24 protein-coding genes and 2 tRNA genes are annotated in these 23,336 nt (G+C 34.2%); 14 read left to right on the top strand and 12 right to left on the bottom strand.

Annotation, left to right across the window (positions count from 1 at the left end):
- The first annotated feature begins 252 nt into the window (after positions 1–252).
- The 6 genes from thrS to ACFQ1K_RS06860 all read left to right on the top strand — a co-directional run bounded on the left by thrS (position 253) and on the right by ACFQ1K_RS06860 (position 6,326).
- A complete protein-coding gene (gene thrS / locus ACFQ1K_RS06835) occupies positions 253–2,196 on the top strand; it encodes a threonine--tRNA ligase (protein WP_320555476.1) in 1,944 nt (647 codons plus the stop codon).
- Between the two features lie 29 nt (positions 2,197–2,225).
- Positions 2,226–2,771 (top strand): translation initiation factor IF-3, encoded by a 546-nt coding sequence (infC, locus tag ACFQ1K_RS06840; RefSeq protein ID WP_320555639.1) that lies wholly within the window; start codon positions 2,226–2,228, stop codon positions 2,769–2,771.
- Positions 2,772–2,841: 70 nt separating this feature from the next.
- Positions 2,842–3,039, top strand: coding sequence for a 50S ribosomal protein L35 (gene rpmI, locus ACFQ1K_RS06845; protein WP_224527853.1), 198 nt, complete (start codon positions 2,842–2,844; stop codon positions 3,037–3,039).
- A 105-nt stretch (positions 3,040–3,144) separates the two neighbouring features.
- A complete protein-coding gene (gene rplT / locus ACFQ1K_RS06850) occupies positions 3,145–3,489 on the top strand; it encodes a 50S ribosomal protein L20 (RefSeq protein WP_073081329.1) in 345 nt (114 codons plus the stop codon).
- Between the two features lie 95 nt (positions 3,490–3,584).
- The gene (locus ACFQ1K_RS06855) at positions 3,585–4,898 is read left to right on the top strand and encodes a CoF synthetase (RefSeq protein WP_320555477.1); all 1,314 of its coding nucleotides are present in this window, start codon (positions 3,585–3,587) and stop codon (positions 4,896–4,898) included.
- Positions 4,899–5,162: 264 nt separating this feature from the next.
- Positions 5,163–6,326, top strand: a complete 1,164-nt coding sequence (locus ACFQ1K_RS06860) for a hypothetical protein (protein WP_320555478.1) — start codon at positions 5,163–5,165, stop codon at positions 6,324–6,326.
- A 65-nt stretch (positions 6,327–6,391) separates the two neighbouring features.
- Here the strand turns inward: ACFQ1K_RS06860 and ACFQ1K_RS06865 are convergent, their stop codons facing one another.
- The 10 genes from ACFQ1K_RS06865 to tgt form a co-directional block, all read right to left on the bottom strand.
- On the bottom strand, positions 6,392–6,814 hold the full coding sequence (locus ACFQ1K_RS06865) for a secondary thiamine-phosphate synthase enzyme YjbQ (protein ID WP_320555479.1): 423 nt from the start codon (positions 6,812–6,814) through the stop codon (positions 6,392–6,394).
- Between the two features lie 221 nt (positions 6,815–7,035).
- Positions 7,036–8,220: an asparagine synthetase B gene (locus ACFQ1K_RS06870; protein ID WP_386134044.1), complete on the bottom strand. Its 1,185-nt coding sequence runs from the start codon at positions 8,218–8,220 to the stop codon at positions 7,036–7,038.
- A 146-nt stretch (positions 8,221–8,366) separates the two neighbouring features.
- Positions 8,367–9,122, bottom strand: a complete 756-nt coding sequence (locus ACFQ1K_RS06875) for a sulfotransferase-like domain-containing protein (protein ID WP_320555481.1) — start codon at positions 9,120–9,122, stop codon at positions 8,367–8,369.
- On the bottom strand, positions 9,079–10,002 hold the full coding sequence (locus tag ACFQ1K_RS06880) for an aminotransferase class IV (RefSeq protein ID WP_320555482.1): 924 nt from the start codon (positions 10,000–10,002) through the stop codon (positions 9,079–9,081). The genes ACFQ1K_RS06875 and ACFQ1K_RS06880 overlap by 44 nt, the downstream gene beginning before the upstream one ends.
- A gap of 54 nt (positions 10,003–10,056) precedes the next feature.
- Complete coding sequence (locus tag ACFQ1K_RS06885) at positions 10,057–11,097, bottom strand: AI-2E family transporter (protein WP_320555483.1); 1,041 nt, start codon at positions 11,095–11,097, stop codon at positions 10,057–10,059.
- Between the two features lie 72 nt (positions 11,098–11,169).
- Positions 11,170–12,699 carry a replicative DNA helicase gene (gene dnaB, locus ACFQ1K_RS06890; protein WP_320555484.1) on the bottom strand — a complete coding sequence of 510 codons (1,530 nt, stop codon included), beginning with the start codon at positions 12,697–12,699 and terminating at the stop codon, positions 11,170–11,172.
- A gap of 169 nt (positions 12,700–12,868) precedes the next feature.
- Entirely contained in the window at positions 12,869–13,822 is a 954-nt protein-coding gene (locus ACFQ1K_RS06895) for an acetyl-CoA carboxylase carboxyltransferase subunit alpha (RefSeq protein ID WP_320555485.1), read from the bottom strand.
- A 137-nt stretch (positions 13,823–13,959) separates the two neighbouring features.
- A complete protein-coding gene (locus tag ACFQ1K_RS06900) occupies positions 13,960–14,868 on the bottom strand; it encodes a DMT family transporter (protein WP_320555486.1) in 909 nt (302 codons plus the stop codon).
- Positions 14,855–15,931 carry an LptF/LptG family permease gene (locus ACFQ1K_RS06905; protein ID WP_320555487.1) on the bottom strand — a complete coding sequence of 359 codons (1,077 nt, stop codon included), beginning with the start codon at positions 15,929–15,931 and terminating at the stop codon, positions 14,855–14,857. Before ACFQ1K_RS06905 ends, ACFQ1K_RS06900 begins: the two co-directional genes overlap by 14 nt.
- A gap of 3 nt (positions 15,932–15,934) precedes the next feature.
- The gene (gene tgt / locus ACFQ1K_RS06910; protein WP_320555488.1) at positions 15,935–17,065 is read right to left on the bottom strand and encodes a tRNA guanosine(34) transglycosylase Tgt; all 1,131 of its coding nucleotides are present in this window, start codon (positions 17,063–17,065) and stop codon (positions 15,935–15,937) included.
- A 166-nt stretch (positions 17,066–17,231) separates the two neighbouring features.
- On the opposite strand from tgt, the gene ACFQ1K_RS06915 reads away from it, so the two are divergent.
- The 3 genes from ACFQ1K_RS06915 to ACFQ1K_RS06925 all read left to right on the top strand — a co-directional run bounded on the left by ACFQ1K_RS06915 (position 17,232) and on the right by ACFQ1K_RS06925 (position 19,704).
- On the top strand, positions 17,232–18,077 hold the full coding sequence (locus ACFQ1K_RS06915) for a transketolase (protein ID WP_320555489.1): 846 nt from the start codon (positions 17,232–17,234) through the stop codon (positions 18,075–18,077).
- Between the two features lie 19 nt (positions 18,078–18,096).
- Complete coding sequence (locus ACFQ1K_RS06920; protein WP_320555490.1) at positions 18,097–19,050, top strand: transketolase family protein; 954 nt, start codon at positions 18,097–18,099, stop codon at positions 19,048–19,050.
- Between the two features lie 63 nt (positions 19,051–19,113).
- The gene (locus ACFQ1K_RS06925; protein ID WP_449361583.1) at positions 19,114–19,704 is read left to right on the top strand and encodes an outer membrane beta-barrel protein; all 591 of its coding nucleotides are present in this window, start codon (positions 19,114–19,116) and stop codon (positions 19,702–19,704) included.
- Between the two features lie 75 nt (positions 19,705–19,779).
- On the opposite strand, the gene ACFQ1K_RS06930 is transcribed toward ACFQ1K_RS06925, so the two are convergent.
- Positions 19,780–20,817, bottom strand: a complete 1,038-nt coding sequence (locus ACFQ1K_RS06930; protein WP_320555492.1) for an FKBP-type peptidyl-prolyl cis-trans isomerase — start codon at positions 20,815–20,817, stop codon at positions 19,780–19,782.
- A 137-nt stretch (positions 20,818–20,954) separates the two neighbouring features.
- On the opposite strand from ACFQ1K_RS06930, the gene ACFQ1K_RS06935 reads away from it, so the two are divergent.
- The 3 genes from ACFQ1K_RS06935 to ACFQ1K_RS06945 are packed head-to-tail and all read left to right on the top strand — an operon-like array spanning position 20,955 to position 22,438.
- Positions 20,955–21,323 carry an RNA-binding S4 domain-containing protein gene (locus ACFQ1K_RS06935; protein ID WP_320555493.1) on the top strand — a complete coding sequence of 123 codons (369 nt, stop codon included), beginning with the start codon at positions 20,955–20,957 and terminating at the stop codon, positions 21,321–21,323.
- A complete protein-coding gene (locus ACFQ1K_RS06940; RefSeq protein WP_320555494.1) occupies positions 21,310–21,897 on the top strand; it encodes a methyltransferase domain-containing protein in 588 nt (195 codons plus the stop codon). Before ACFQ1K_RS06935 ends, ACFQ1K_RS06940 begins: the two co-directional genes overlap by 14 nt.
- A gap of 37 nt (positions 21,898–21,934) precedes the next feature.
- On the top strand, positions 21,935–22,438 hold the full coding sequence (locus ACFQ1K_RS06945) for a phosphoribosyltransferase family protein (protein ID WP_320555495.1): 504 nt from the start codon (positions 21,935–21,937) through the stop codon (positions 22,436–22,438).
- Here the strand turns inward: ACFQ1K_RS06945 and ACFQ1K_RS06950 are convergent.
- Positions 22,430–22,951, bottom strand: a complete 522-nt coding sequence (locus tag ACFQ1K_RS06950) for a shikimate kinase (protein ID WP_320555496.1) — start codon at positions 22,949–22,951, stop codon at positions 22,430–22,432. The two genes, ACFQ1K_RS06945 and ACFQ1K_RS06950, sit on opposite strands and share 9 nt — an antisense overlap.
- 129 nt (positions 22,952–23,080) lie before the next feature.
- On the opposite strand from ACFQ1K_RS06950, the gene ACFQ1K_RS06955 reads away from it, so the two are divergent.
- Both ACFQ1K_RS06955 and ACFQ1K_RS06960 read left to right on the top strand, forming a co-directional pair.
- Positions 23,081–23,153: transfer RNA gene (locus ACFQ1K_RS06955), tRNA-Lys, on the top strand.
- A gap of 52 nt (positions 23,154–23,205) precedes the next feature.
- Positions 23,206–23,290 (top strand) — tRNA-Leu (locus ACFQ1K_RS06960).
- Positions 23,291–23,336: the final 46 nt, after the last annotated feature.

A 23,336-nucleotide genomic window follows, 5' to 3' on the forward strand; every position in this document is an offset into this window, starting at 1 on the left:
ATAATTTTATTTTTTACAGATCCAATATCACGGTATGAACTTCCCCCTCTCGAGGCATAGGCCTCCCGTTTAGGGGCTGCAAATATAAAACCCTTTTAATTACTACCAAATACTTTTAAAGGTTTTATTTAGGGAATGTTTTAGCAGTCTAAATTCCAACACATTACATGAAGTTAAATTTTATTAAATGCTTCACTTTGTCCTTAATATATATACGTATATCTTTGTGGGCTAAATTTATATAAACGACTAATGATTAAAATTACTCTACCTGATGGTTCCGTTAGATCTTTTAATAAAGATGTAACTCCTTATGAAGTGGCTGTAGATATTAGCGAAGGTTTTGCGCGTAATGTTATTTCAGCAAAATTCAATGATACTATTATTGAAACCACCACTCCATTAACCACAGATGGCAGTCTTACATTATATACATGGAGAGATGATGAGGGCAAGAAAGCTTTTTGGCATTCTACTGCTCATGTATTAGCTCAGGCTTTAGAAGAACTTTACCCTAATGTTAAGCTTTGGGTAGGACCAGCAATTGAAAATGGTTTTTATTACGATGTAGATTTAGGTGATAATTCCATTTCTGAGAAAGACTTCAAAACAATTGAAGATAAAATGATGGAAATTGCTCGCGGTAAACATGATTTTATAATGCGAAATGTTTCTAAGTCGGAAGCTCTTTCATATTATAAAGGGAAAAATGAATATAAAGTAGATTTAATTGAGAATCTTGAAGATGGAACAATAAGTTTTTGTGATCATTCTACATTTACGGATTTATGTCGTGGAGGCCACATTCCTAATACGAGTATAATTAAGGCTGTTAAAATACTTAGTGTAGCGGGGGCTTATTATAAAGGTGATGAAAACGAAAAACAACTCACAAGGGTATATGGTATTTCATTTCCTAAACAAAAGGAATTAACGGAATATTTACACTTATTGGAAGAAGCCAAAAAAAGAGACCACAGAAAGCTTGGGAAAGAACTAGAGCTGTTTACTTTTTCTCAAAAAGTTGGACAAGGATTACCGTTATGGTTACCCAAAGGTGCGGCCTTAAGAGAACGGCTTGAGAACTTTCTAAAAGTGGCACAAAAAAAGGCTGGATATGAAATGGTTGTCACTCCTCATATTGGCAATAAGGATTTATACATTACATCGGGACACTTTGCTAAATACGGTGAAGATAGTTTTCAACCTATAAATACACCTGCAGAAGGGGAAGAATTTTTGTTAAAACCAATGAACTGTCCTCATCACTGTGAAATATATAATAACAAGCCGTATTCCTATAAGGAGTTACCAAAACGTTTTGCAGAATTTGGAACGGTATACAGGTATGAACAAAGTGGTGAATTACATGGATTAACTCGTGTTAGAGGTTTTACCCAAGATGATGCTCATATATTTTGCACTCCAGACCAAATTGACACTGAGTTTAAAGAGGTTATTGATCTTGTGCTATATGTTTTTGGTTCTTTAGGTTTTGAAGACTTTACAGCTCAGGTATCTTTAAGAGATCCTGAAAAACCTGAAAAATACATTGGTAGTGACGATAATTGGGAAAAAGCAGAAAAAGCAATACTTAATGCCGCAAAAGACAAAGGTCTCAACTATGTTGTTGAAACTGGAGAGGCAGCGTTTTATGGTCCCAAATTAGACTTTATGGTTAAAGATGCTCTTGGCCGCCAATGGCAACTTGGTACCATTCAAGTAGACTATAATCTTCCCGAGCGTTTTAACTTAACTTATAAGGGAAGTGATAACGAACTACATAGGCCCGTAATGATTCATAGAGCTCCATTTGGTAGTATGGAGCGCTTTGTGGCGATTCTACTCGAGCACACTGGTGGAAATTTCCCACTTTGGCTTATGCCAGAGCAAGTTATTGTGCTCTCTGTGAGTGAGAAATATGAAAAATACGCCGAAAAAGTTTTAAATTTGTTAGAAAATAACGAAATTCGCGCCCTCGTTGATAACAGAAACGAAACTGTAGGGAAAAAAATTAGAGAAGCAGAAATGCAAAAATATCCTTATATTATCGTTGTTGGGGAGCAAGAAGAAAAAGACAATACCATTACTGTAAGACAGCATGGTGGTGAAGACTTAGGAACAGTTAGTGTGAGTGATTTTTCTGAAATGATCAATAAAAAAGTAAAAGAAAGTTTAAAAACTTTTAATAAATAAAGTTTAATTAAAAAGAATAAGCCATAGCAATACGTAGAAACAGAAGGAGTTATAATAGACGAGAAGCCCAAGAGGACAAGCATCGTATAAATTCTAAAATTAGAACTGAAGAAGTTCGAGTAGTAGGTGAAAATGTCGAAGTTGGCATTTACCCAATTAAAAAAGCATTATCCATGGCTGACGAACAAGGATTAGATCTTGTAGAGATTTCGCCAAATGCTAATCCTCCTGTTTGTAAGATTATGGATTATAAAAAGTTTCTTTACGAGCAAAAGAAACGTGAAAAAGCTCTAAAAGCAAAAGCGTCTAAAGTTGTCGTAAAAGAAATTAGATTTGGTCCTCAAACTGATGACCATGATTATGAATTTAAAAAGAAACATGCTATCAAGTTCCTAAAGGATGGAGCAAAACTTAAGGCATTTGTGTTTTTTAAAGGACGATCAATAGTTTTTAAAGAACAAGGGCAAATCTTATTATTAAGATTGGCTCAAGATCTTGAGGAGTATGGCAAAGTAGAACAAATGCCAAAACTTGAAGGTAAGCGAATGATTATGTTCATTGCTCCTAAAAAATAAAATAAATTACGCTATGGTTTAAGATTATAGCGCATAAGATAAGCGAAACGTAAATTAAATCTAGGACAAAATGCCTAAAATGAAAACAAAATCGAGTGCTAAGAAACGTTTCAAACTAACTGGCACTGGTAAGATTAAAAGAAAGCACGCTTTTAAAAGTCATATTTTGACTAAAAAATCAAAAAAGCGTAAACTCGCCTTGACTCATGATACTACCGTACATAAGTCAGATGAGGAAAATGTAAAATTAATGTTGCGTTTAAAGTAATATTAAATTTTACCGGTTAAAATTAATTATAAACCCTGGAGTTAGGCAAAATTATTTAGCAAGTACCAAGATTTGGTCGCCTACTACAAAAAAACAATTTAAGAAATGCCAAGATCAGTAAATTCAGTTGCGAAGAGAGCCAGAAGAAAAAAGGTTCTTAAGCAAGCAAAAGGATACTGGGGAAGACGTAAAAACGTCTGGACAGTAGCAAAAAATGCGGTTGACAAAGCGATGCAATATTCGTATAGAGACCGTAGAAACAAAAAAAGAACATTCCGCGCGTTATGGATTATGCGTATTAACGCAGGTGCAAGACAACACGGGATGAGCTATTCTAAGTTTATGGGCAAACTCAAAGCTAACAATATTGAATTGAACCGCAAGGTTCTTGCAGATTTAGCAATGAATCATCCAGAAGCTTTTGAAGCTATAGTAAACAAAGTTAAATAGGGCTTTTAGCCAAATTAATAACAACATTTCGCTTAGAAAATCCGGTTTTTAACCGGATTTTTTTTTGCTAATAGATTAATTTAATAACTTTAATTATGAGTTATCTAAATCGGTTGAGATATACGTCCTTTTGGGCCTTGGATGCTTTGAAAGGAGGTCCTGTAAGAAAAAATCTTAAGGACGTAAAGACAATTCTAGAAAATCCCTTTGATGATAAATCACGTTATATCAGAGAAAGATATTTGGATCGCCTTTTGAGCCATGCTTATCAAACGACCCCTTTTTATAAGGCTCAAAAAAAATCTCATAATATTGAACAATTCCCTGTAATTGATAAGAATACTATAATTCAAAATTTCTCATTATTTCAATCTCAAAATTATTTAAATCTAAAAAACTATGAAGTTTCTACTAGTGGCTCCACAGGTGTTCCCTTTAATGTGTTCCATAACAAACATAAGCGCTTAAGGAATACGGCTGATGTCCTTTATTTCAGCAATCTGACTGGTTATTTAGTAGGCGATAGTTTATTATTTCTGGAATCATGGAGGCTAATGCCCAAGGCTAACGCAATTTCTTCATTTCTAAAAAATATCGACTATATAGATGTTTCTAAGTTTAATATAGGACAAGTCAACACTTTAATAGGTAAATTATACAAGGGTAATACCTCTAAAGTTTTGGTTGGTCTACCTTCAGCTTTTGAGACCATTCGGGAATATTTCAGGAATAATCACATAAATAAAGAGAAATTATTTAACATAAAATCAATCATAACCGTTTCGGAGTATTTAGATAAAAATTTAAAACATTGGCTAGAAGATTTCTTTGAAACTAATGTTGTTTCGAGATATTCTAATGAAGAAATGGGAATATTGGCACAACAAGGAATTAATACGCAGGAAGACCTATTTGACTTTAATTGGGCTAGCTACCATCTAGAAATTTTGAAATTTGATTGTGATGAACCAGCTGAGCATGGAGAAATTGGTCGAATAGTTATAACTGATCTGTTTAATTATTGTATGCCCTTAATCCGCTATGACACAGGTGATGTTGGTGCATTTGATAATACAAAACATTACAAAAATTATAAATTGAAAAAAATCTATGGAAGAAAAATGGACCAAGTGTATGATACAAAGGGTGCTATCGTTTCACCTCACCTTATTCATACGATCTTCTATCCTTTTTTTAAAAATATTAGACAATATCAATTTGTGCAAACAGGCAAAAAAGACTTTTTAATAAAGCTCAATGTTTATGATAAATTTCAAAAGGAAGATGAGTTAATCCAAATTGTAAAATCTCAATTTGGTCAAAACTCAAATATCAAAATAAAATACGTTAACGAAATACCTCTTTTAGCATCAGGTAAAAGAAAAAAAGTTATGAATACCTATAAGTAAATATATGTGAATCAAATCAATAAGCTAATTTTGTTAATTGAAAATAATATTTGAAATTCAAATAATAATCTTAATAAAAAAGATATGGTTTCATAGCTAAATAAAATAAAAGTTGTTGATAGTAAAGACAATTCATATTTTGAGGTTATTAAACGAATAATTATATCATTACCACGATATAAATATTGATATAGTAAAGTATTCCTTAATTTAGAGATTAATTGATTAATAGCATATGAAACTAATTCATTTAAATCAATTAATATGAAAATTTTTAAATTAAAGAGTTTATTCTACTTGCTTTTGATTTTTGGTCTTGTGTTAAATTACAACTGCAGTAATGAATCAATGGACTCAGAAAGTATTTCAGAAAGGAAAGGAAAAAAACCTATTAAAAAAGGTAATCAAAATCTTTTTGTCATTTCACAAGACTGTGCAGTATCGCAGTCTACCAATTTGTACGCGGGTCAAAATATGTTAGTGGGAGAAGTTACCGTAGAAGTCGTTGAAGATAACTACCTAATTACCTATGGTGTATTTAGTGCTCAATATTGTTTAACTGAAACGCATCTTTCTGTTGTTGAGACGCCGTCTGATTTCCCGATAAATGGAGGTGGAAATCCAAAAATCGGTCAATTTGAATATTCTGATTCACATGACTGTGTTTCATCAGTATCTTATACTGTGCCCGTTTCTAAAGGTACTTATATTGCAGCTCATGCCGTGGTGAATTGTGTTGAAGACAACAGTGCTTCGAATGACTTTGGGTTTAATCTACCTGGTGAAGTTAGTTTTTGTGTAACCAATAAGGCGCCAAATACAGAAAACTCTTATTTTGAAATTACCGTTGCTGAGGGCAATAGTTTAAGTGGTGTCAATCTCGAAGCATGGTGCGTAGACTACGAGTCCAGTCTAAATAATGGGCAATGTGTTGACATAGCACAAGTATACTCAACCTACGATGACATCCCAAATGAAGCGTTCGTAAATAATGGTCCATTTGATGTTCAAGGTATAAACGATGAAATCAATTTTATCCTAAATTATAGTTTTGTTGGTCAGCAATACTTAGAAACAAATGAAACTTATATTATGGGTGATGTTCAGTTGGCTATTTGGAGTTTAATTGAAGGTAATACTGCCGAACAATTATACAATTGGATGACACAACCACAAATATTAGGAGACATAAGCTTGGATCGTGTTGCAGAAATTATAAGCATCGCAACACAAAATGATGGTTATGTACCAAGTTGTGGAGAATACGTTGCTATAATTTTAATTCCTCAAGATGGGAAACAGCCTGTTATAATCCCTAAAGAAGTAATTTGTAACGAAGGTGACTGCGATGAGACTGCTTGGGCAGACGGATGTGATTTCCCTGGAAATAGTTGGGCGACTTACTTCCATTATCAAAGCGCTAATTAAAAATTGATACTAATATTATAAAAAAGCCAATCTATAACGATTGGCTTTTTTTATTTATCTTTTGGTTATTGTCCTATAAGATTTATCACAAGGTTTCTTCCTGAAGCATTATTTCTATGCTCACACAAATAAATACCTTGCCAAATACCTAAATTTAATTTACCATTTGTAATTGGAATTACTACTGAAGCACCCATGAGCGATGCCTTTATATGAGCTGGCATATCATCAGATCCTTCATAGTTATGCTTATAATAAGGTTGGTTTTCTGGAACCATAATGTTCATATGACTTTCAAAATCTAGTCTCACAGTAGGGTCTGCGTTTTCATTAATTGTTAAGCTCGCAGAAGTATGCTTAATAAATACTTGTAATTGACCAACACCTATAGATTTAATTTCTGGTATTGATTCAATAATCACATTAGTTATGAGGTGAAAACCACGTTTATATGGTTTTAATTTTATTTCCTTCTGAAAAAACTTCATAGAATATTAAAGATATAAATCTTCCAAAACTTAAACGATGACAAACTTAAAAGCATTCAAGTTAAACAGTTCGATACCATTTTTTTATCAAAAAAAAGAAAAACTACATCTAAAGTGTTTGAATGATTTATTATCAAATTTTTGTTTTATATAGAATATCTTATTTCCTTCCTTTCATTAAATTTATTTTTGATACTTTAAGATTCAGGAAAATATTCTAATTATGTTTTCTGTTTTTTCTTTTTTGCCGCTGGAAACAAAACATTATTTAATATCAGTCGATACCCTGGTGAGGTAGGATGCAAATCGAGTTCTGTTTTAGGGTCACCTACTCTATGCGTATAGTCTTCCGGATCGTGACCTCCATAAAACGTAAAGAACCCTTTACCTTTAATCCCGTGAATATATTTGGCCTCGCCATTTGTCCTATTCTCTCCCATTACCAAAACATTAGATTTTATTTGATCTCTTGTAAAAGAGGTCGTTTGTCCCATGAATCCCTTAACTAAAAATGTATGGTTTTGGGTTAACATGGTTGGTATAGGGTCCCATTTGGCGGAATATTCCATTAAAGAAAAATAATCGGTTTTAAATGGTATCTGACGCTTTTGCGTCATATCTATAGAAGAAAACTCATAAACATTAGGACTTCGTTCTAGAATAAAGTCTTTGAAGGCAAAAGTTTTTGAATAATCAATTTTATTTTGATATCCAGGATCACTGCCATCACCATCAAACATAGGCTCACATATGTCTACTCCCTCTGCTGACAAAGCAATATCAAAACTGTCTGTTGCAGAGCACATGGCAAACATAAAACCTCCACCTACAACATAATCTCTAATTTTTAATGCTACTGCTAATTTTGCTTCAGAAACTTTATCGTAACCCAACTTTTGAGCTAAGTCTTCAGCAGCTTTCTTTTCCTCAATATACCATGCTGCAGAACGATAGGTTCTGTAAAATTTCCCATATTGTCCAGTAAAGTCCTCGTGATGCAAATGCAACCAATCGTACAGCAGTAGCTCATCATTTAAAACCTCTTCATCATAAATGGTTTCGTATGGAATTTCCGCATATGTTAATACCATCGTAACCGCGTCATCCCAAGGTTGCTTACCATAAGGCGTATAAACAGCTATTTTTGGTGCTTTTTCTAAAACCACAGCTTCCTGATTTACAGCTGGACTACTAATTTCCTTAAGTATTTCCGCTGCTTTAGAGTCTGAAATGACTTCGAAAGAAACCCCTCTAATTTGGCACTCACGCTGAATAATTTCGGCATCTGGCAATAAGAAGGAGCCCCCTCTGTAATTTAATAACCAATTTACTTTTAGTTCGCGCTCTAAAGTCCAGTAGGTCACACCATAAGCTTTTAAATGATTTTCTTGAGATTCTGCATCCATTGGAATTAAAATGTAAGATGCGTAGCCATTAAAACCAAAACAAAGGATAAATAATATGAGGACTAATTTTTTCAAATTCATAGATTTAGATCGAAATATAACCAAATTTTAGTCTTTTTTTGTTCATTTTATCATTCTTTTAAGAGCTAAATAGCATAATCCATTAAGGTATTATAATAGGGCAAACAGTCTTCCAATAGTGGAATTAAATGTTTTGGAAATGGGTCTGTTTTCGGTTTGTATGTTTGGAAACCACTAGATTGATGAACACTGTGATACCAATACTTTGCCCAAATACCGTCTTCTACTCTTTGTTGTGGTTTCCAAGACAGCATATTTTCGTCAAATGCAATACCGGCAAACCTACATAAATCGGTTAAGCAATGTCTAGGATTTTCTAGTACCCTTCTTGCTTCCATAACTATAAATGGAATGGAGTTGCCTTTAAAATAGCTCATCAATTCTAAATGAAGCGCATAACCAACATCATCTATAGTTGGATTTGGAATGACCTTATAAAAGGACGATAACATATCTCTCGGGTCTCTTGTAAGAATAACATTGACGGTGTTCTTCATAAAACCTTTATCCAATCCTAAAAGATGGTGTGTCATATGTTTAAAAAACAAAACCGGTTTTTCGGAATTAGACAGCATCATTGCCACTACTGTATCACCGTCATTTTCCATAGCTTCAATTATGTCCTCTGCACCTGGATGGTATTGACGTGCTTGAGGGTGATGTCTCAAATAATAGGCATACAATGGTTCATCAAATACTTTGGTATCCTTTCGCTGTGCAAAAGAGTACATCAAAGCTGTTGATATATTTCTTGGTCCAGACCATAAACAGATTCGTTTAACCCCTTCCATCATTAATGGTTTTACGGATAAGGTCTTCATACAGATTAGATAATCTTTTGGTCAAAGCACCATAGGCACCTTTTCCTATTATTTTTCCATCTATTTTGGTAACTGGTGTTAAGCCACCAAATGTTCCTGTTACAAAGGCTTCATCAGCTCCATAAACATCAAACAATGAAAAGTCTTTTTCTAAACAATCAATGTTGTTATCATTACAAATTTGAATAACCTTAGACCTTGTGATTCCATTCATACAATACTTGCCTGTCGAAGTCCAAACCTGATTATCTCTAATTATAAAGAAGTTTGTTGCATTACATGTAGCGACAAATCCATTCACATCTAACATAAGCGCTTCATCTGCACCAGCTTCAATAGCTTGAATCAAGGCCTGTACCTCATGTAACTTACTATGACAATTCAATCGTGGATCTAAATAATCTGGAGAGCCTCTTCTGACAGTACTTGTAAATAGGGTTATTCCGTTATCTTTTGAGTCTTTCGAAGCTGTTTTATACTCAGGAATAATAACAATATTCGGACCTGTAATTGTCAATCTTGGGTCTTGTGATGGAGTTTTTTTTATTCCTCTAGTAATCATTACCCTTACATGGACTCCATCAGTCATTTGATTAGCCTTTAAGGTATCCCAGATTTTATCTTCTAATTCCTTTTTAGAGAATGGCAATGCCATTCCAACGACTTTAGCAGATTGCCAAAGGCGATTCAAATGATCTTCTAAAAAGACCAAAACCCCATCATGAAGTCGTAATGCTTCCCAAACTCCATCACCTACCAAATAACCACTATCAAAAACAGATATTTTTGCTTCGGACCTATGGCAAAGTTCATCATTAATTGAAATAAGTATATCTTTATTTCTTGAGTCTTCTATAGCATTGTGTGTTCCATGAACCATAGTTGTGTTTTAAGTAGAAAGATACTTAAAATATATTTCTGAAAAGTGAAAGTCTTAGAGCTTTTCTATTTTGGTTTCTTTACCAGACAACAAACTAGCAATAATCTTAGTGCTTGGGAATTGTTCTAAAATAATCTTTATAAAGACTGTTATTGGGATTGCCATGATTAAACCTGGAATACCCCATAAAAAACCCCAAAACATAAGCATAACCAAAACCGCAATGATATTTATAGAGAAAGATTTACCCATAAAAATTGGCTCCAAAATAGCACCAAAAACTACCTGAACCAGTGTTATGGACAGAATAAAAAAGAATAAAGTACTTGTCGGATCTAACTCGACAAAGGCAAATATTGAAAGTAAAATGACTGAAACAAATGAACCAACCATTTGTACAAAATTGATAGCAAAAGCAAACAAACCCCAAAATATAGGAAAACTGACATCAAAGAACACACACATTAGACCAGTGAACAAACCCGTTAAAGCACTTACTAGAAACTTGACCTTTATAAATTTTATAAGGTCTTTCTCTATTTTCATAAACGTCTTAACAGAGGTATGCTTTTGCTTCAAAATTGTGGTATTCAACAGATTATGAACATTTATTGATTCTGCTAACCAAAGGACCACAAAAAAAGCAGTCATTAATAAAGTGGTCAAAAACGTTCTTAAAAATCCAAAGGTTGAACCAATATTTTCCTTTTCAAAAAATTGAGCTAGAATATTCTGTTCCTTTTCAAATACAATTCCAAAACTATCTGAAAGGTAAACCTTTAAATCAGCCAATTTTTCTTCTGCTTTAGGAAAGAATTCAGACTTTGTTGCTAGAATTTCCTTGCTAGATAACTGAATTAATTCAACACCTAGATAAACACTTGCAGACACCAAAAGCAAGACTACTAGAATACTCAGAAATTTTGGAACTTTTTTTCGTCCAAGTTCACGCATTAGTGGTAAAAACAATAATGCAATAAACATTGAAAAAATCAACGGAATAAAAATAAAAGAGAGGACTTTTAATAAATAAAATATTAAGGGTATAACAACGATTAATAACAGAATATTAGTCGTACGTCTTTGGTCTAACATGAGGCAATTTCTTCTTAAAAAACGAGTCGTAAAGATACGTCAAAAAAGAGGCTCTTAAATTATAAATTGCTGTTAAAAAGGTACACCATCATCATCAGGACCGTCAAAGGCATCTGAAGCAGAAGGGAAACTATCTGGCTTAAAGGTATCATCGTTGGCAGCCGCATTCAATTTAGACTGAAACTCAAGAGGCATATCAAAATCATCTAAATTATCAAACTTCCCTAGATGACCTATAAACTTCAATCTAATATTGTCCAAACCACCATTCCTGTGCTTAGCTACTATAAACTCGCCTTGACCCTCAGTTGGTGAACGTTCTTCATCATCCCACTCGTCTATTTTATAATATTCTGGTCTGTAGATAAAAGAAACTATATCTGCATCTTGTTCAATAGCTCCCGATTCACGTAAATCTGACAATAACGGTCGTTTACTACCACCACGTGTTTCAACAGCACGAGATAATTGGGACAACGCGATTACTGGTACATCCAATTCTTTAGCAAGCGCTTTAAGGTTACGGGATATCATAGAAATTTCCTGCTCACGGTTTCCACCTTTTTGACTTCCACCAGCAGTCATCAATTGTAAATAATCAATCATAATGACCTTAATATCATATTGTGATTTTAATCTCCTGGCTTTAGCGCGTAAATCAAAAATGGAAAGCGAAGGAGTATCATCAATAAACAATGGAGCCTTTTCTAAGGTCTTTACCTTCACATTAAGCTGCTCCCACTCATGCTTTTCTAATTTTCCCGTTCTTAATTTTTCTGAAGACAATCCGGTTTCACTAGAAATTAATCGTGTAATTAACTGAACTGAAGACATCTCTAACGAAAAAAAGGCTACTGCTTGATTGAAATCTACAGTAATATTTCTTGCCATTGTTAATGTCAATGCCGTTTTTCCCATACCAGGTCTTGCGGCCACAATAATTAAATCACTGGGTTGCCAACCAGAAGTTAATTTATCTAATTTTTCAAAGCCTGTAGGTATACCGCTTAAGCCTTCTTTATTTGATATTTCTTCAATTTTCTTTTTAGCCTGTATAACAAGACTTTGTGCTGTTTCCGTTGATTTTTTTACATTGCCTTGGGTAACTTCGTAAAGCTTAGCTTCAGCATTGTCTAAAAGATCAAAAACATCTTGGGTTTCATCGTAAGCGTTTTCAATAATTTCGTTTGAAATCTTAATTAAGCTCCGCTGTATATACTTTTGAAGAATGATACGTGCATGGAACTCAATATGTGCAGAAGATGATACACGTTGTGTTAAGGAAATGAGGTAAAAATCACCACCAACCAAATCTAATTTTTCATCTTTCTTAAGCTGAGCAGAAACGGTTAATAAGTCTATCGGCTCACTATTTTCAAATAATTTGAAAATAGCTTCAAATATATATTTATGCGCATCTTTATAGAATGCATCAGGACTTAAAATATCAATAACCTCATCGACACCTTTTTTGTCAATCATCATCGCTCCAAGCACAACTTCCTCTAAATCAATAGCTTGAGGGGGTATTTTACCTTTCTCTAAACTAATAACAGTGCCTTTATCGACTTTATAACCTTGTATTGGGTTGGGTTGTTTCATAAGTAACAAATGTAATTAAATAGTATCGATGAACTGCATATAAGGTAATTTTCAATCTCAACAGGTCTTCAACAATCTAACTGTTAATAACTTAAATATATTGTTAATAGCGACAAAAAAAACCGAAGTATAAACTTCAGTTTTTTATAGTAGCTTATGTTTGTTGGAATTAGTCCTTGTAGACTCCCATTTCTTCGTATTTAGTCATACGATTTTTGACCAATTCTTTTGGTGATAAGTTTTTTAGCTCTTCATAAGATTTTACAATTGCATCTCTTACAGCCAAAAATGTTTTTTCTCTATCTGTATGTGCTCCACCAAGAGGTTCCTTTATGATTTGATCTACAAGCTTCATTCGCTTCATGTCCTTGGCCGTTAATCTTAACGCCTCGGCAGCCTGTTCTTTGTATTCCCAACTTCTCCATAGAATAGATGAGCAAGATTCTGGAGAAATCACTGAGTACCATGTATTTTCTAACATCATTACTTTATCCCCTACACCTATACCTAAGGCACCGCCAGAAGCACCCTCACCTATAATAATCGTTATTATCGGCACTTTTAAACGCGACATTTCTAAAATGTTTCTAGCTATAGCCTCACCTTGACCTCTTTCTTCAGCTTCAAGACCTGGATATGCACCTGGAGTATCAATTAAAGTTACGACAGGAATTCCAAACTTCTCCGCAGATTTCATAAGACGCAACGCCTTACGGTAGCCTTCCGGATTAGACATTCCGAAATTTCTATATTGTCTGGTTTTGGTATTATAGCCTTTTTGTTGGCCAATGAACATATAGCTTTGATCACCAATCTTTCCTAAACCACCTATCATCGCTTTATCATCTTTTACATTTCTGTCTCCATGTAATTCTAAAAACGAATCACCGCAAAGTGCTCTTATATGGTCTAAAGTATATGGCCTATTTGGATGACGGGATAATTGTACGCGTTGCCATGCCGTAAGGTTCTTGTAGATTTCTTTTTTTGTTTCAGCTAGCTTTTTTTCAATCTGCTTACATGTTTCCGTAACGTCTACATCGCTCTCCTCACCAATAATTTGACACTTTTCTAGCTGCTCTTCTAATTCTTTTATGGGTAATTCAAACTCTAAATATTCCATACAATTTGAAGTTAATGTTTTAGTTAGTTAAGTTTACAAACCTACGTATTCTTATTTATTTTTAATAGAAAAATTTACGAAAGTAGGTTCTCATTGGGTTATCTTCTAAAGTAAAATCATACCATCAGTATACAAACTCAGTTGTTAGCCAATAACTTTTTTCGCCTTTTAGCTTTCCTGTTTTTTAAAATGGCGTCCAGGAGCACCATAACTATAATCAATACAGCACCGATGTAAAATTGCGATGACATTTTTTCAGTTTCAGGAAAAAGGAATAACGCTAAAATAATCCCGTAAATCGGCTCTAAATTGTAAGTTAAAATTACCGTAAATGGGCTGATGTATCTCATAACCTCTACAGCACCTATAAATGCATATGCAGTACAAACCGAAGCTAGAATGAATATAAAAACCCAATCCAATTTTGAAAGTGTAAAGAATTCTTCGTTAAAATGAATTCCTGAAAAATGTATGAATAAACTTAGAAATATAACTCCACTGATGAATTCGTAAAATGATATGACTGTTGCATTATACCGCTCAATAAACCGGCCGTTAATTACGGCAAATAAGGTTGAAAAAAGAGCAGAAAGCAAACCGAGTACTATACCATTGAGATAGTTAAGTTCACTACTAGTTATTAAAAATACTCCTAGTATAACTACTAAGCCAAAAAATATTTCATAAGGTAAAATACGCCTTTTAAAAAAAATAGGTTCTATAAAGGAAGCGAAAAAAGCACCTGAGGAAAACATTGCTAAGGCTATTGAAATATTTGATTGCTTTATAGACTCAAAAAAAGTGATCCAATGCAGTGCAATGATTATACCTGCTGCAGAAAATTGAACAATTGCTTTTTTGCTTACCCTAATATTAAGCTTTATTAGTTTTATGTAAATAAACATAAGTACGGCCGCAATGGCCATTCTATACCAAACAATAGCTGTAGCACCTGCCGATATTTCCTTGCCAAGTATGGCTGTAAAACCAGCTATAAATACTAAAAAATGTAAATGAAGATAATCCTTAAATCTAGCGTTTGGCATTTTGTAAAAGGTATATAGCTAAAATACCAAATATTATATTAGGAAACCATACCGCTATTATGGGTGAAAAATTAGACTGTTCTGCCATTACACCAAATATTTTATCAAAAAAGACATAGATCATTGCTATGGCAATTCCAAATGCAAGATTGACACCCATACCACCTCTTCGTTTTACTGAGGATACTGCGACCGCAATTATAGTTAGTATAAAAATTGAAACCGGCAAACTCCATTTTTTAAGTTTTACTACTTCGTATCTCCCAATATTTGGTGAACCTCTTCTTTTCTCTGCCTCGATAAACTTAAGTAATTCACCATAAGATTTTGTTTCAGCGACATATTCTACAGGTGTTAAGTCTTCAATTTCGAAACGGAAAATAGTATCCTTTCTGCGCTCCTTCACAACGGTTTCAATACCATTCTCAAAAGATCGTTTTATATAAGATGTTAATCTATAGCTGCTATCTTTTTCGATATATCTAATATTATCTGCAAAGATTTTATATTTCAATTCATTACCTTCAAAATGCTCATAGGTAAAATTCTGACCAACTTTTCTTTCAGGAATAAAGCTACTTACATAGATGTAATCATTGTCATTTATTTGCTGATATACATCTCTTGTTTTTTGTATCTTTTTGTTCTTTTTGAGGTATTCGTATTTAAATTCGTTAAACCCTTGGCTAGCAATTGGCGCTAAATACATTCCTAAAACCAATGCTATAATTGCAACAATAGTCGCCCCAATAAGATAAGGTCTTAAAAATCTTGAAAATGATACACCAGAACTTAAAAATGCCACAATCTCGGTATTATTGGCCAGCTTGGATGTAAACCATATGACCGACAAAAACAAGAATAGTGGAAATAATAGATTTGCAAAATATACCGTAAAATCCAAGTAGTATGCCGTTACTTCTCCAAAAGGGGCTTTATTTTCTATAATCTTACCAACCTTTTCAGCAAGATCTACCGTAATACCAATTGGTATAAATAGTAGCAACATCATTAAAAATGTAAGCAAATAACGTTTGAGTATGTACCAATCTAAGATTTTCACCTACTATAGTCTATTGTCCATTTGTTTAACCATTTTTTCTTTCCAAGTTCTAAAATCCCCTTCAATAATATGCTTTCTTGCTTCTCTTACCAACCATAAATAAAACCCTAAATTGTGAATCGTAGCAATTTGTTTTCCTAATAATTCATTTACAGTAAATAAATGTTTTAAATAGGCTTTGCTATAATCCGTATCAACAAAGGTGATGCCCATTTCGTCAATTGGAGAAAAATCATCCGCCCATTTTTTGTTCTTTATATTTATTGTCCCATGGGCAGTAAAGAGCATACCGTTCCTTGCATTTCTGGTAGGCATAACACAATCGAACATATCTACACCTAACGCAATATTCTCTAAAATATTTACGGGCGTCCCTACTCCCATTAAATATCTAGGTTTGTCTTCAGGTAAAATATCACAAACGACTTCTGTCATAGCATACATTTCCTCAGCTGGTTCACCAACGGACAAACCACCTATGGCATTACCTTTTGCACCTGCATTTGCAATATATTCGGCAGACTGCATTCTTAAATCCTTATATGTACTTCCTTGAACAATTGGAAAAAAAGTTTGGTCGTAACCATATTTTAATGGCACTTTTTCTAGATGGGCCATACAACGATCTAGCCAACGATGTGTCATATACATTGACCGCTTTGCATAATTATAATCGCATGGATATGGAGTGCACTCATCAAAGGCCATAATAATATCAGCTCCAATACTTCGTTGAACCTCCATTACATTTTCGGGTGTGAATACATGGTAACTACCATCTATGTGGGATCTAAATTTCACACCTTCCTCTTTTATTTTTCTATTTGCAGACAAAGAATAAACTTGATATCCTCCAGAATCTGTTAAAATACTTCGATCCCAGTTCATAAACTTATGCAATCCGCCTGCTTGCTCTAAAATTGGAGTTTGAGGTCGTAGATAGAGATGATAGGTGTTTCCCAAAATGATATCTGGATTAATATCATTTTTTAATTCACGCTGATGAACACCTTTGACTGTGGCAACAGTACCAACAGGCATAAAAATGGGAGTTTCAATAGTGCCATGGTCAGTCGTTATAAGGCCTGCTCTAGCTTTGGTTTCTTTATCTTTTGCTAAGCGTTTAAATTTCATAAAAGTAAGTCTGGAGGCAAATATAATTAACTCAAGGGCATTGACATCTTAATTAAATTCAAAAATTGTTAGCAATTCACTAAAATCGTTAATAAGTGAATGTAATCGGTTTTTGAATACGACCACCAAAAAGCTATTTTTGCATCATTAATTTAAGCTATTTAACATGTCTAATATTAAAAAATTAGAAGATTTAACCACTCAAGTTCGCAGAGACATATTGCGCATGGTTCATAAAGTTAATTCTGGACATCCTGGAGGATCACTAGGTTGTGCAGAATTTTTTGTTTGTCTATACAATGAAATAATGGAAACCAAGGATGGTTTTGATATGGACGGTATTGGAGAGGATTTATTCTTCTTATCAAACGGTCATATCTCACCCGTTTATTATAGTGTTCTCGCTAGAGCTGGTTATTTTCCAGTTGAAGAGCTTAATACCTTTAGGTTAATCAACTCAAGATTACAAGGCCATCCAACCACTCACGAAGGCTTACCAGGTGTAAGAATAGCGTCTGGTTCGCTAGGACAAGGTATGTCTGTAGCTATTGGCGCAGCCCAAACAAAGAAACTGAATAATGATAGCCACCTCATTTACAGTCTTCATGGTGATGGCGAGTTACAAGAAGGGCAAAACTGGGAAGCCATTATGTATGCTGCCGGAAACAATGTAGACAATCTAATAGCAACTGTAGATTTGAATGGTCAGCAAATTGATGGTTCTACTGATAACGTTTTACCAATGGGTAATCTCAGGGCAAAATTTGAAGCTTTTGGTTGGTTAGTTGTTGATATTGACAATGGAAATAATATTGAAGCTATTATAAAGGGAATGGCAGAAGCCAAAGGTCTTACTGGTGCTGGAAAACCAGTTTGTGTGTTGCTAAAAACCGTCATGGGTAATGGTGTAGATTTTATGATGCACACCCATGCTTGGCATGGAAAAGCTCCAAACGATGAGCAATTAGAAATCGGTTTAGCTCAAAATCCAGAAACGTTAGGAGATTATTAATCAGCAATTACATTACAGAATGAAAACATATACAAATACAGGAAATAAAGATACACGCTCTGGTTTCGGGGCCGGCTTAACTGAATTAGGTCAGAAAAATGAAAATGTAGTAGCACTTTGTGCCGACCTAACCGGATCCCTTAAAATGGATGAATTTGAGTCCAATCATCCAGATCGATTCTTTCAAGTAGGTATAGCCGAAGCAAATATGATAGGTATTGCTGCTGGAATGACCATAGGTGGAAAAATTCCTTTTACCGGAACATTTGCAAACTTCTCAACCGGTAGAGTTTATGACCAAATACGCCAAAGTGTAGCCTACTCTCATAAAAATGTAAAAATATGTGCGTCTCATGCTGGTGTAACTTTAGGTGAGGATGGTGCAACACACCAAATATTAGAGGATATTGGTCTTATGAAGATGTTACCCGGAATGACCGTCATTAATACCTGTGACTATAACCAAACTAAAGCAGCCACACTAGCAATTGCTGAGCATCATGGTCCTGTTTACTTAAGATTTGGACGTCCTAAAGTACCAAATTTCACTCCAGAAAATGGCAAATTTGAAATTGGGAAAGCAGTCAAGCTAACCGAGGGAAATGATGTTACAATAGTAGCAACAGGTCATTTGGTTTGGGAAGCACTGGAAGCGGCCAAAGCATTAAATGAAAGTGGAATTAGTGCCGAAGTCATTAATATTCATACCATTAAGCCACTAGACGAAAAGGCAATCTTAGAGTCAATAGCTAAAACGCGTTGTGTGGTGACGGCAGAAGAGCACAATTATTTAGGTGGTCTGGGGGAAAGTGTTGCCAGAGTATTAGCACTTCACCAACCAACACCGCAAGAATTCGTAGCAACTAAAGATACTTTTGGTGAATCGGGTACACCTGCCCAACTTATGGATAAATATGGTTTGAACAGTAATGCTATTGTTGAAGCTGTAAAAAAAGTCTTATCAAGAAAATAACTTCATTTTGGCAACGTTTTTGATTTTAGGTATCTAATCTTAAAAACGAACATTATGAAAAATTTGAAAAAAGTAGTTTTCACTGCTACTGTATGTGCCATTTTTGGCTTAAGTGTAAATGCACAAAAAGGAAGTTCCTTCGGCTTTAAGGGTGGCCTTAACTACAGTGCTAATGGTGATTATTTTGAATCCATCGGCGACAATGCCCAAAACCCTGATAGAAATATTGGTTACCATGTAGGTTTATTTGGAAAAATAGGTGACCAAATTTATTTCCGACCAGAGTTAGTATATACGGCTACAAAAAGTGATTACAACAATGATGGGTTTAATATTAAGAAAATTGATGCACCCTTATTAGTTGGTCTTAAAGTCTTAGGACCCGTTAGCGTTTTTGGAGGTCCTTCATTGCAGTATATTTTAGATACAGAATTTGAAGGAATTAACATTGATAGCGTTGAGAATGAATTCTCTGTAGGTCTTAATTTTGGCATTGGCCTCAACTTAAATAAAATTGGTATCGACTTAAGATATGAGCGGGGTTTTAGCAATAATGAAGCTACATTTATTAATAACAATTTAGGCACAGGTATTGCCAGTAGAATAGATACCAGACCAGATCAATTAATCCTGAGTTTATCAATTGCATTGTAGGTTTACAACTTAATTCCTAGGAAACAAAAAAGCCGCTTTTTCAGCGGCTTTTTTTTTATTCTGTTCTGATAAGGATTAACCTTCTTCCTCATTATAGTTAATTGTAATATCTTCTTGCAAATAGTCTGGAATCCCGTTACTATCCGTATCCATCACAATTACTGTATTAATAGTAATTACACCATTAACTTCAGATCTGCTCACTTCATATTCATTGCTTCCTAAAACAGGTTCTGTACCACCATTATTGGTATCAACAATGTAGGCATTAGGCATTAATTCATCTATAGTATTAACACCGTCACTATCATCATCTACATCTACATAGTTAGGTGCTAAATCTTCATCCGTATCATCATCTAAAACATCTAAATTTGAATCTAAATCTTCAACATAAGAAGGTATTCCATCACTATCATGGTCTACTTCTTCATATTGCAATAGCTCAAACTTAAATATCAAATTAGAATATGAATTTAATATTCCTGATGCTGTACTCGAAAAATATGCTAGACCTGAAGGGAGAAACATCATACCTAAACCATAATTATCGTATTCAACAATTCCGTTATTTAGCATAAAACTACTAGCTGTAGAGAATTGAGGTAGAATCAATTGCCAGCCTCTTATAACCCCTCCTGAAAAACCTACACCTTGCATAAGAAGATCTATAGGTGTGACAACGCCATCAAAAGATTCACCAGTCTCCACTAAAGACCCTTCATATCTTACCCTAACTTGATCTGTAAATCTTGGCGAATCACCTCCTCCTTGATTCAGGCGAAGAATATAGTATTCATAGTCTGTTTCGAAATATGTAGTGGTATGTGTTTCAACAGCGTCAATTAGTAATGTATGCCCTGCAGGAACATCTTCACCTTCAGCCAACTCAGTAATAATTATATCTGTATATTTATGATTAGTACCAGTCATAAAAAATTCCGAATTGTAATAATGACTTGAAAGGTAGTCAATTAAAGAATCGCTATCGGCTTCTTGTTGTTCAGTCCTATCTCTTTCAACTATGGTTGGTGCAGTAACATCGTCATCTTCACAAGAAATTACAACAAATGCTATACAAGCCAAACAGAATAAATATTTTATTAATTTCATAGTAATTAAAGTTGTTTTACGTAAAATTCAACCACTAATTTAACGTAGTGTTCATTATTGCTTTATTATGTGGTGCAAGATACATTAAATTAATATTTTTATGCCAAAAGGATAACGTAGTTTTTAATTAAAAATATATGCGAATTGACAAATATCTTTGGTGTGTACGCTATTACAAAACACGAAACATGGCAACACAAGCATGTAAGAAAGGACAAATAAAGATTAACGGTTCCGTTGCTAAGCCATCGAGGGAAGTTTACCCAACAGATCAAATTGAATTAAGAAAAGACCAAATAACCTATCAGCTAACGGTTAACGATTTACCCCCTAACAGAGTTGGCGCCAAGCTTGTAGATATCTACAGAACCGATACCACACCTAAGGACGCATTTGCCGCTAAAGAACTTTTAAAATTCAGTAAAGATTACTACCGCAAAAAAGGAACGGGACGACCAACCAAAAAAGATAGACGCGATATAGACAGTTTTTATGAAGAAGAATAAATTTGATAAAGCTTATTGGGATAATAGGTACAGAGACAATAAAACCGGTTGGAACATTGGTTATGCATCTACACCCATAAAAGAATACATAGAGCAGCTACATGATAAAACGATTTCTATTTTAATTCCTGGTGCAGGTAACAGTTTTGAGGCTGAATTGCTATGGAACAAAGGCTTCAGAAACACATTTGTTTTAGATATTGCCAAGCAACCTTTAGAAAATTTAAAAAACAGAGTTAAGGATTTTCCTAACGATCACTTGCTGCATCAAGACTTTTTTGAACTCAATAGTTCATTTGACCTTATTATAGAGCAGACATTTTTTTGCGCATTAAGTCCAGATTTAAGAAGTCAATATGTAGATAAAATGTATGAACTCTTAAAGCCTTGTGGTAAGCTTGTAGGTTTGTTGTTTGATTTTCCATTGACCGAATCCGGCCCACCCTTTGGTGGGAGCCGTGATGAATATCTATCACTTTTTGATAAAAAATTTAAGATTAAAACCTTAAAACGATCAATAAATTCCATTAAAGAACGACAAGGTAAGGAACTGTTTTTTATCTTTGAGAAGTAAAAGAGACACAACTGCAATCAAACCAGAAAACAATTACATGGCACTTAATAAAAACACCATTTTAAGCCACAGTGAAATTGAGCATAAAATAAGACGAATAGCCTATCAGATTTACGAAAGTAATGTCAATGAATCTGAAATTGTTATAGCTGGTATTGACAGCAATGGTTATATCTTAGCCAAAAAAATTAAGCATCAGCTTGACAAAATTTCTGAAATCAACGCGATACTCTGTAAGGTCATTATTGATAAGAAAATTCCAACCAATCCTATAGAGACATCGATTAAGAGTGAAGATTATACCAACAAATCCTTGGTTTTAATTGATGATGTTTTAAACTCCGGCAGTACGTTAATTTATGGCATTAAGCATTTTTTAGATGTACCTCTAAAGCAATTTAAAACGGCTGTATTAGTTAACCGTAACCATAAAAAATATCCTGTAAAAGCTGATTTTAAAGGCATTTCACTATCAACCTCTCTATTTGAGCATGTCCATGTTAATCTTTCAAAACAACCTTACGAAGCATTTTTAGATTAAATACATCAAAATAGCTTCCAAAATATCCTGTTGTGATTTGCCATCAATATCTATAATGTGTTTTGCTTGGCTGTAGTATTGACTGCGTTCAAATAGGTGCTTCCCTATAAACTCGGTAAGTGCTTCTTCAGAATCAATATGACTAATAAGAGGTCTATCATTTTTTTCCTTGAAAAGTCTTGAAGATAATAACGGTAGAGAAAGTTTTAGATAAAATGTTGATACTTTGGATTGCTTTAAGAGTAGCTGAAGGTTGTTACCATAGCAAGGTGTACCACCACCCAAAGCCAAAACAACATGATTCTCGGATTTTAAGATCTCATTTAAGTAAAACGCTTCCTTTTTTCTAAAATATATTTCACCTTTTTTTTTAAAAAGGTCAGAAATCGAACTTTTCTCAGCGTCTGAAATGACAGAATCCAAATCTAAAAATTTGTAGTTCAATACAGTAGCCAATTCTTTGCCAATAGTAGACTTACCCGATCCCATATATCCCATTAAAGCTACTATCATTTTATAAAATTTTCTATTAAATAGACACCTTTTTCCTTAGCACAAAAAAACAAAAATTTAAATAAAAAAAGTATTGTTTTATTAATTAAACATTTTATATTTGCACCCTCGTAAAGGTAACACCTTACTGACCGGGTAGCTCAGTTGGTAGAGCATCTCCCTTTTAAGGAGAGGGTCCTGGGTTCGAGCCCCAGCCCGGTCACTAAAGTTAAGCTAAAAGCTTAACTTTTTTTTTATATTTATATCACTTTTATGCGCACGTGGCGGAATTGGTAGACGCGCTGGCTTGAGGGGCCAGTGACCGTTTAGGTCGTGGAAGTTCGAGTCTTCTCGTGCGCACAACTTCCTTCAACATCAAAAGATAAAATCGTTCTCCTTTCTCATT

This window comes from Winogradskyella aquimaris (assembly GCF_042676105.1).
GTDB lineage: Bacteria > Bacteroidota > Bacteroidia > Flavobacteriales > Flavobacteriaceae > Winogradskyella > Winogradskyella aquimaris.

Bases quoted from the DNA above. Each gene is read 5' to 3' on its own strand.
- ACFQ1K_RS06885 (WP_320555483.1), bottom strand. From the start codon at position 11,097: ATGTTAGACCAAAGACGTACGACTAATATTCTGTTATTAATCGTTGTT.
- thrS (WP_320555476.1), top strand. From the start codon at position 253: ATGATTAAAATTACTCTACCTGATGGTTCCGTTAGATCTTTTAATAAA.
- ACFQ1K_RS06855 (WP_320555477.1), top strand. From the start codon at position 3,585: ATGAGTTATCTAAATCGGTTGAGATATACGTCCTTTTGGGCCTTGGAT.
- ACFQ1K_RS06880 (WP_320555482.1), bottom strand. From the start codon at position 10,002: ATGGTTCATGGAACACACAATGCTATAGAAGACTCAAGAAATAAAGAT.
- dnaB (WP_320555484.1), bottom strand. From the start codon at position 12,699: ATGAAACAACCCAACCCAATACAAGGTTATAAAGTCGATAAAGGCACT.
- ACFQ1K_RS06875 (WP_320555481.1), bottom strand. From the start codon at position 9,122: ATGAAGACCTTATCCGTAAAACCATTAATGATGGAAGGGGTTAAACGA.
- ACFQ1K_RS06860 (WP_320555478.1), top strand. From the start codon at position 5,163: ATGAAAATTTTTAAATTAAAGAGTTTATTCTACTTGCTTTTGATTTTT.
- rplT (WP_073081329.1), top strand. From the start codon at position 3,145: ATGCCAAGATCAGTAAATTCAGTTGCGAAGAGAGCCAGAAGAAAAAAG.
- ACFQ1K_RS06945 (WP_320555495.1), top strand. From the start codon at position 21,935: ATGGCACTTAATAAAAACACCATTTTAAGCCACAGTGAAATTGAGCAT.
- ACFQ1K_RS06920 (WP_320555490.1), top strand. From the start codon at position 18,097: ATGAAAACATATACAAATACAGGAAATAAAGATACACGCTCTGGTTTC.
- ACFQ1K_RS06935 (WP_320555493.1), top strand. From the start codon at position 20,955: ATGCGAATTGACAAATATCTTTGGTGTGTACGCTATTACAAAACACGA.
- ACFQ1K_RS06915 (WP_320555489.1), top strand. From the start codon at position 17,232: ATGTCTAATATTAAAAAATTAGAAGATTTAACCACTCAAGTTCGCAGA.
- ACFQ1K_RS06950 (WP_320555496.1), bottom strand. From the start codon at position 22,951: ATGATAGTAGCTTTAATGGGATATATGGGATCGGGTAAGTCTACTATT.
- ACFQ1K_RS06865 (WP_320555479.1), bottom strand. From the start codon at position 6,814: ATGAAGTTTTTTCAGAAGGAAATAAAATTAAAACCATATAAACGTGGT.
- ACFQ1K_RS06900 (WP_320555486.1), bottom strand. From the start codon at position 14,868: ATGCCAAACGCTAGATTTAAGGATTATCTTCATTTACATTTTTTAGTA.
- ACFQ1K_RS06895 (WP_320555485.1), bottom strand. From the start codon at position 13,822: ATGGAATATTTAGAGTTTGAATTACCCATAAAAGAATTAGAAGAGCAG.
- tgt (WP_320555488.1), bottom strand. From the start codon at position 17,065: ATGAAATTTAAACGCTTAGCAAAAGATAAAGAAACCAAAGCTAGAGCA.
- ACFQ1K_RS06930 (WP_320555492.1), bottom strand. From the start codon at position 20,817: ATGAAATTAATAAAATATTTATTCTGTTTGGCTTGTATAGCATTTGTT.
- ACFQ1K_RS06870 (WP_386134044.1), bottom strand. From the start codon at position 8,220: ATGGATGCAGAATCTCAAGAAAATCATTTAAAAGCTTATGGTGTGACC.
- ACFQ1K_RS06940 (WP_320555494.1), top strand. From the start codon at position 21,310: ATGAAGAAGAATAAATTTGATAAAGCTTATTGGGATAATAGGTACAGA.
- rpmI (WP_224527853.1), top strand. From the start codon at position 2,842: ATGCCTAAAATGAAAACAAAATCGAGTGCTAAGAAACGTTTCAAACTA.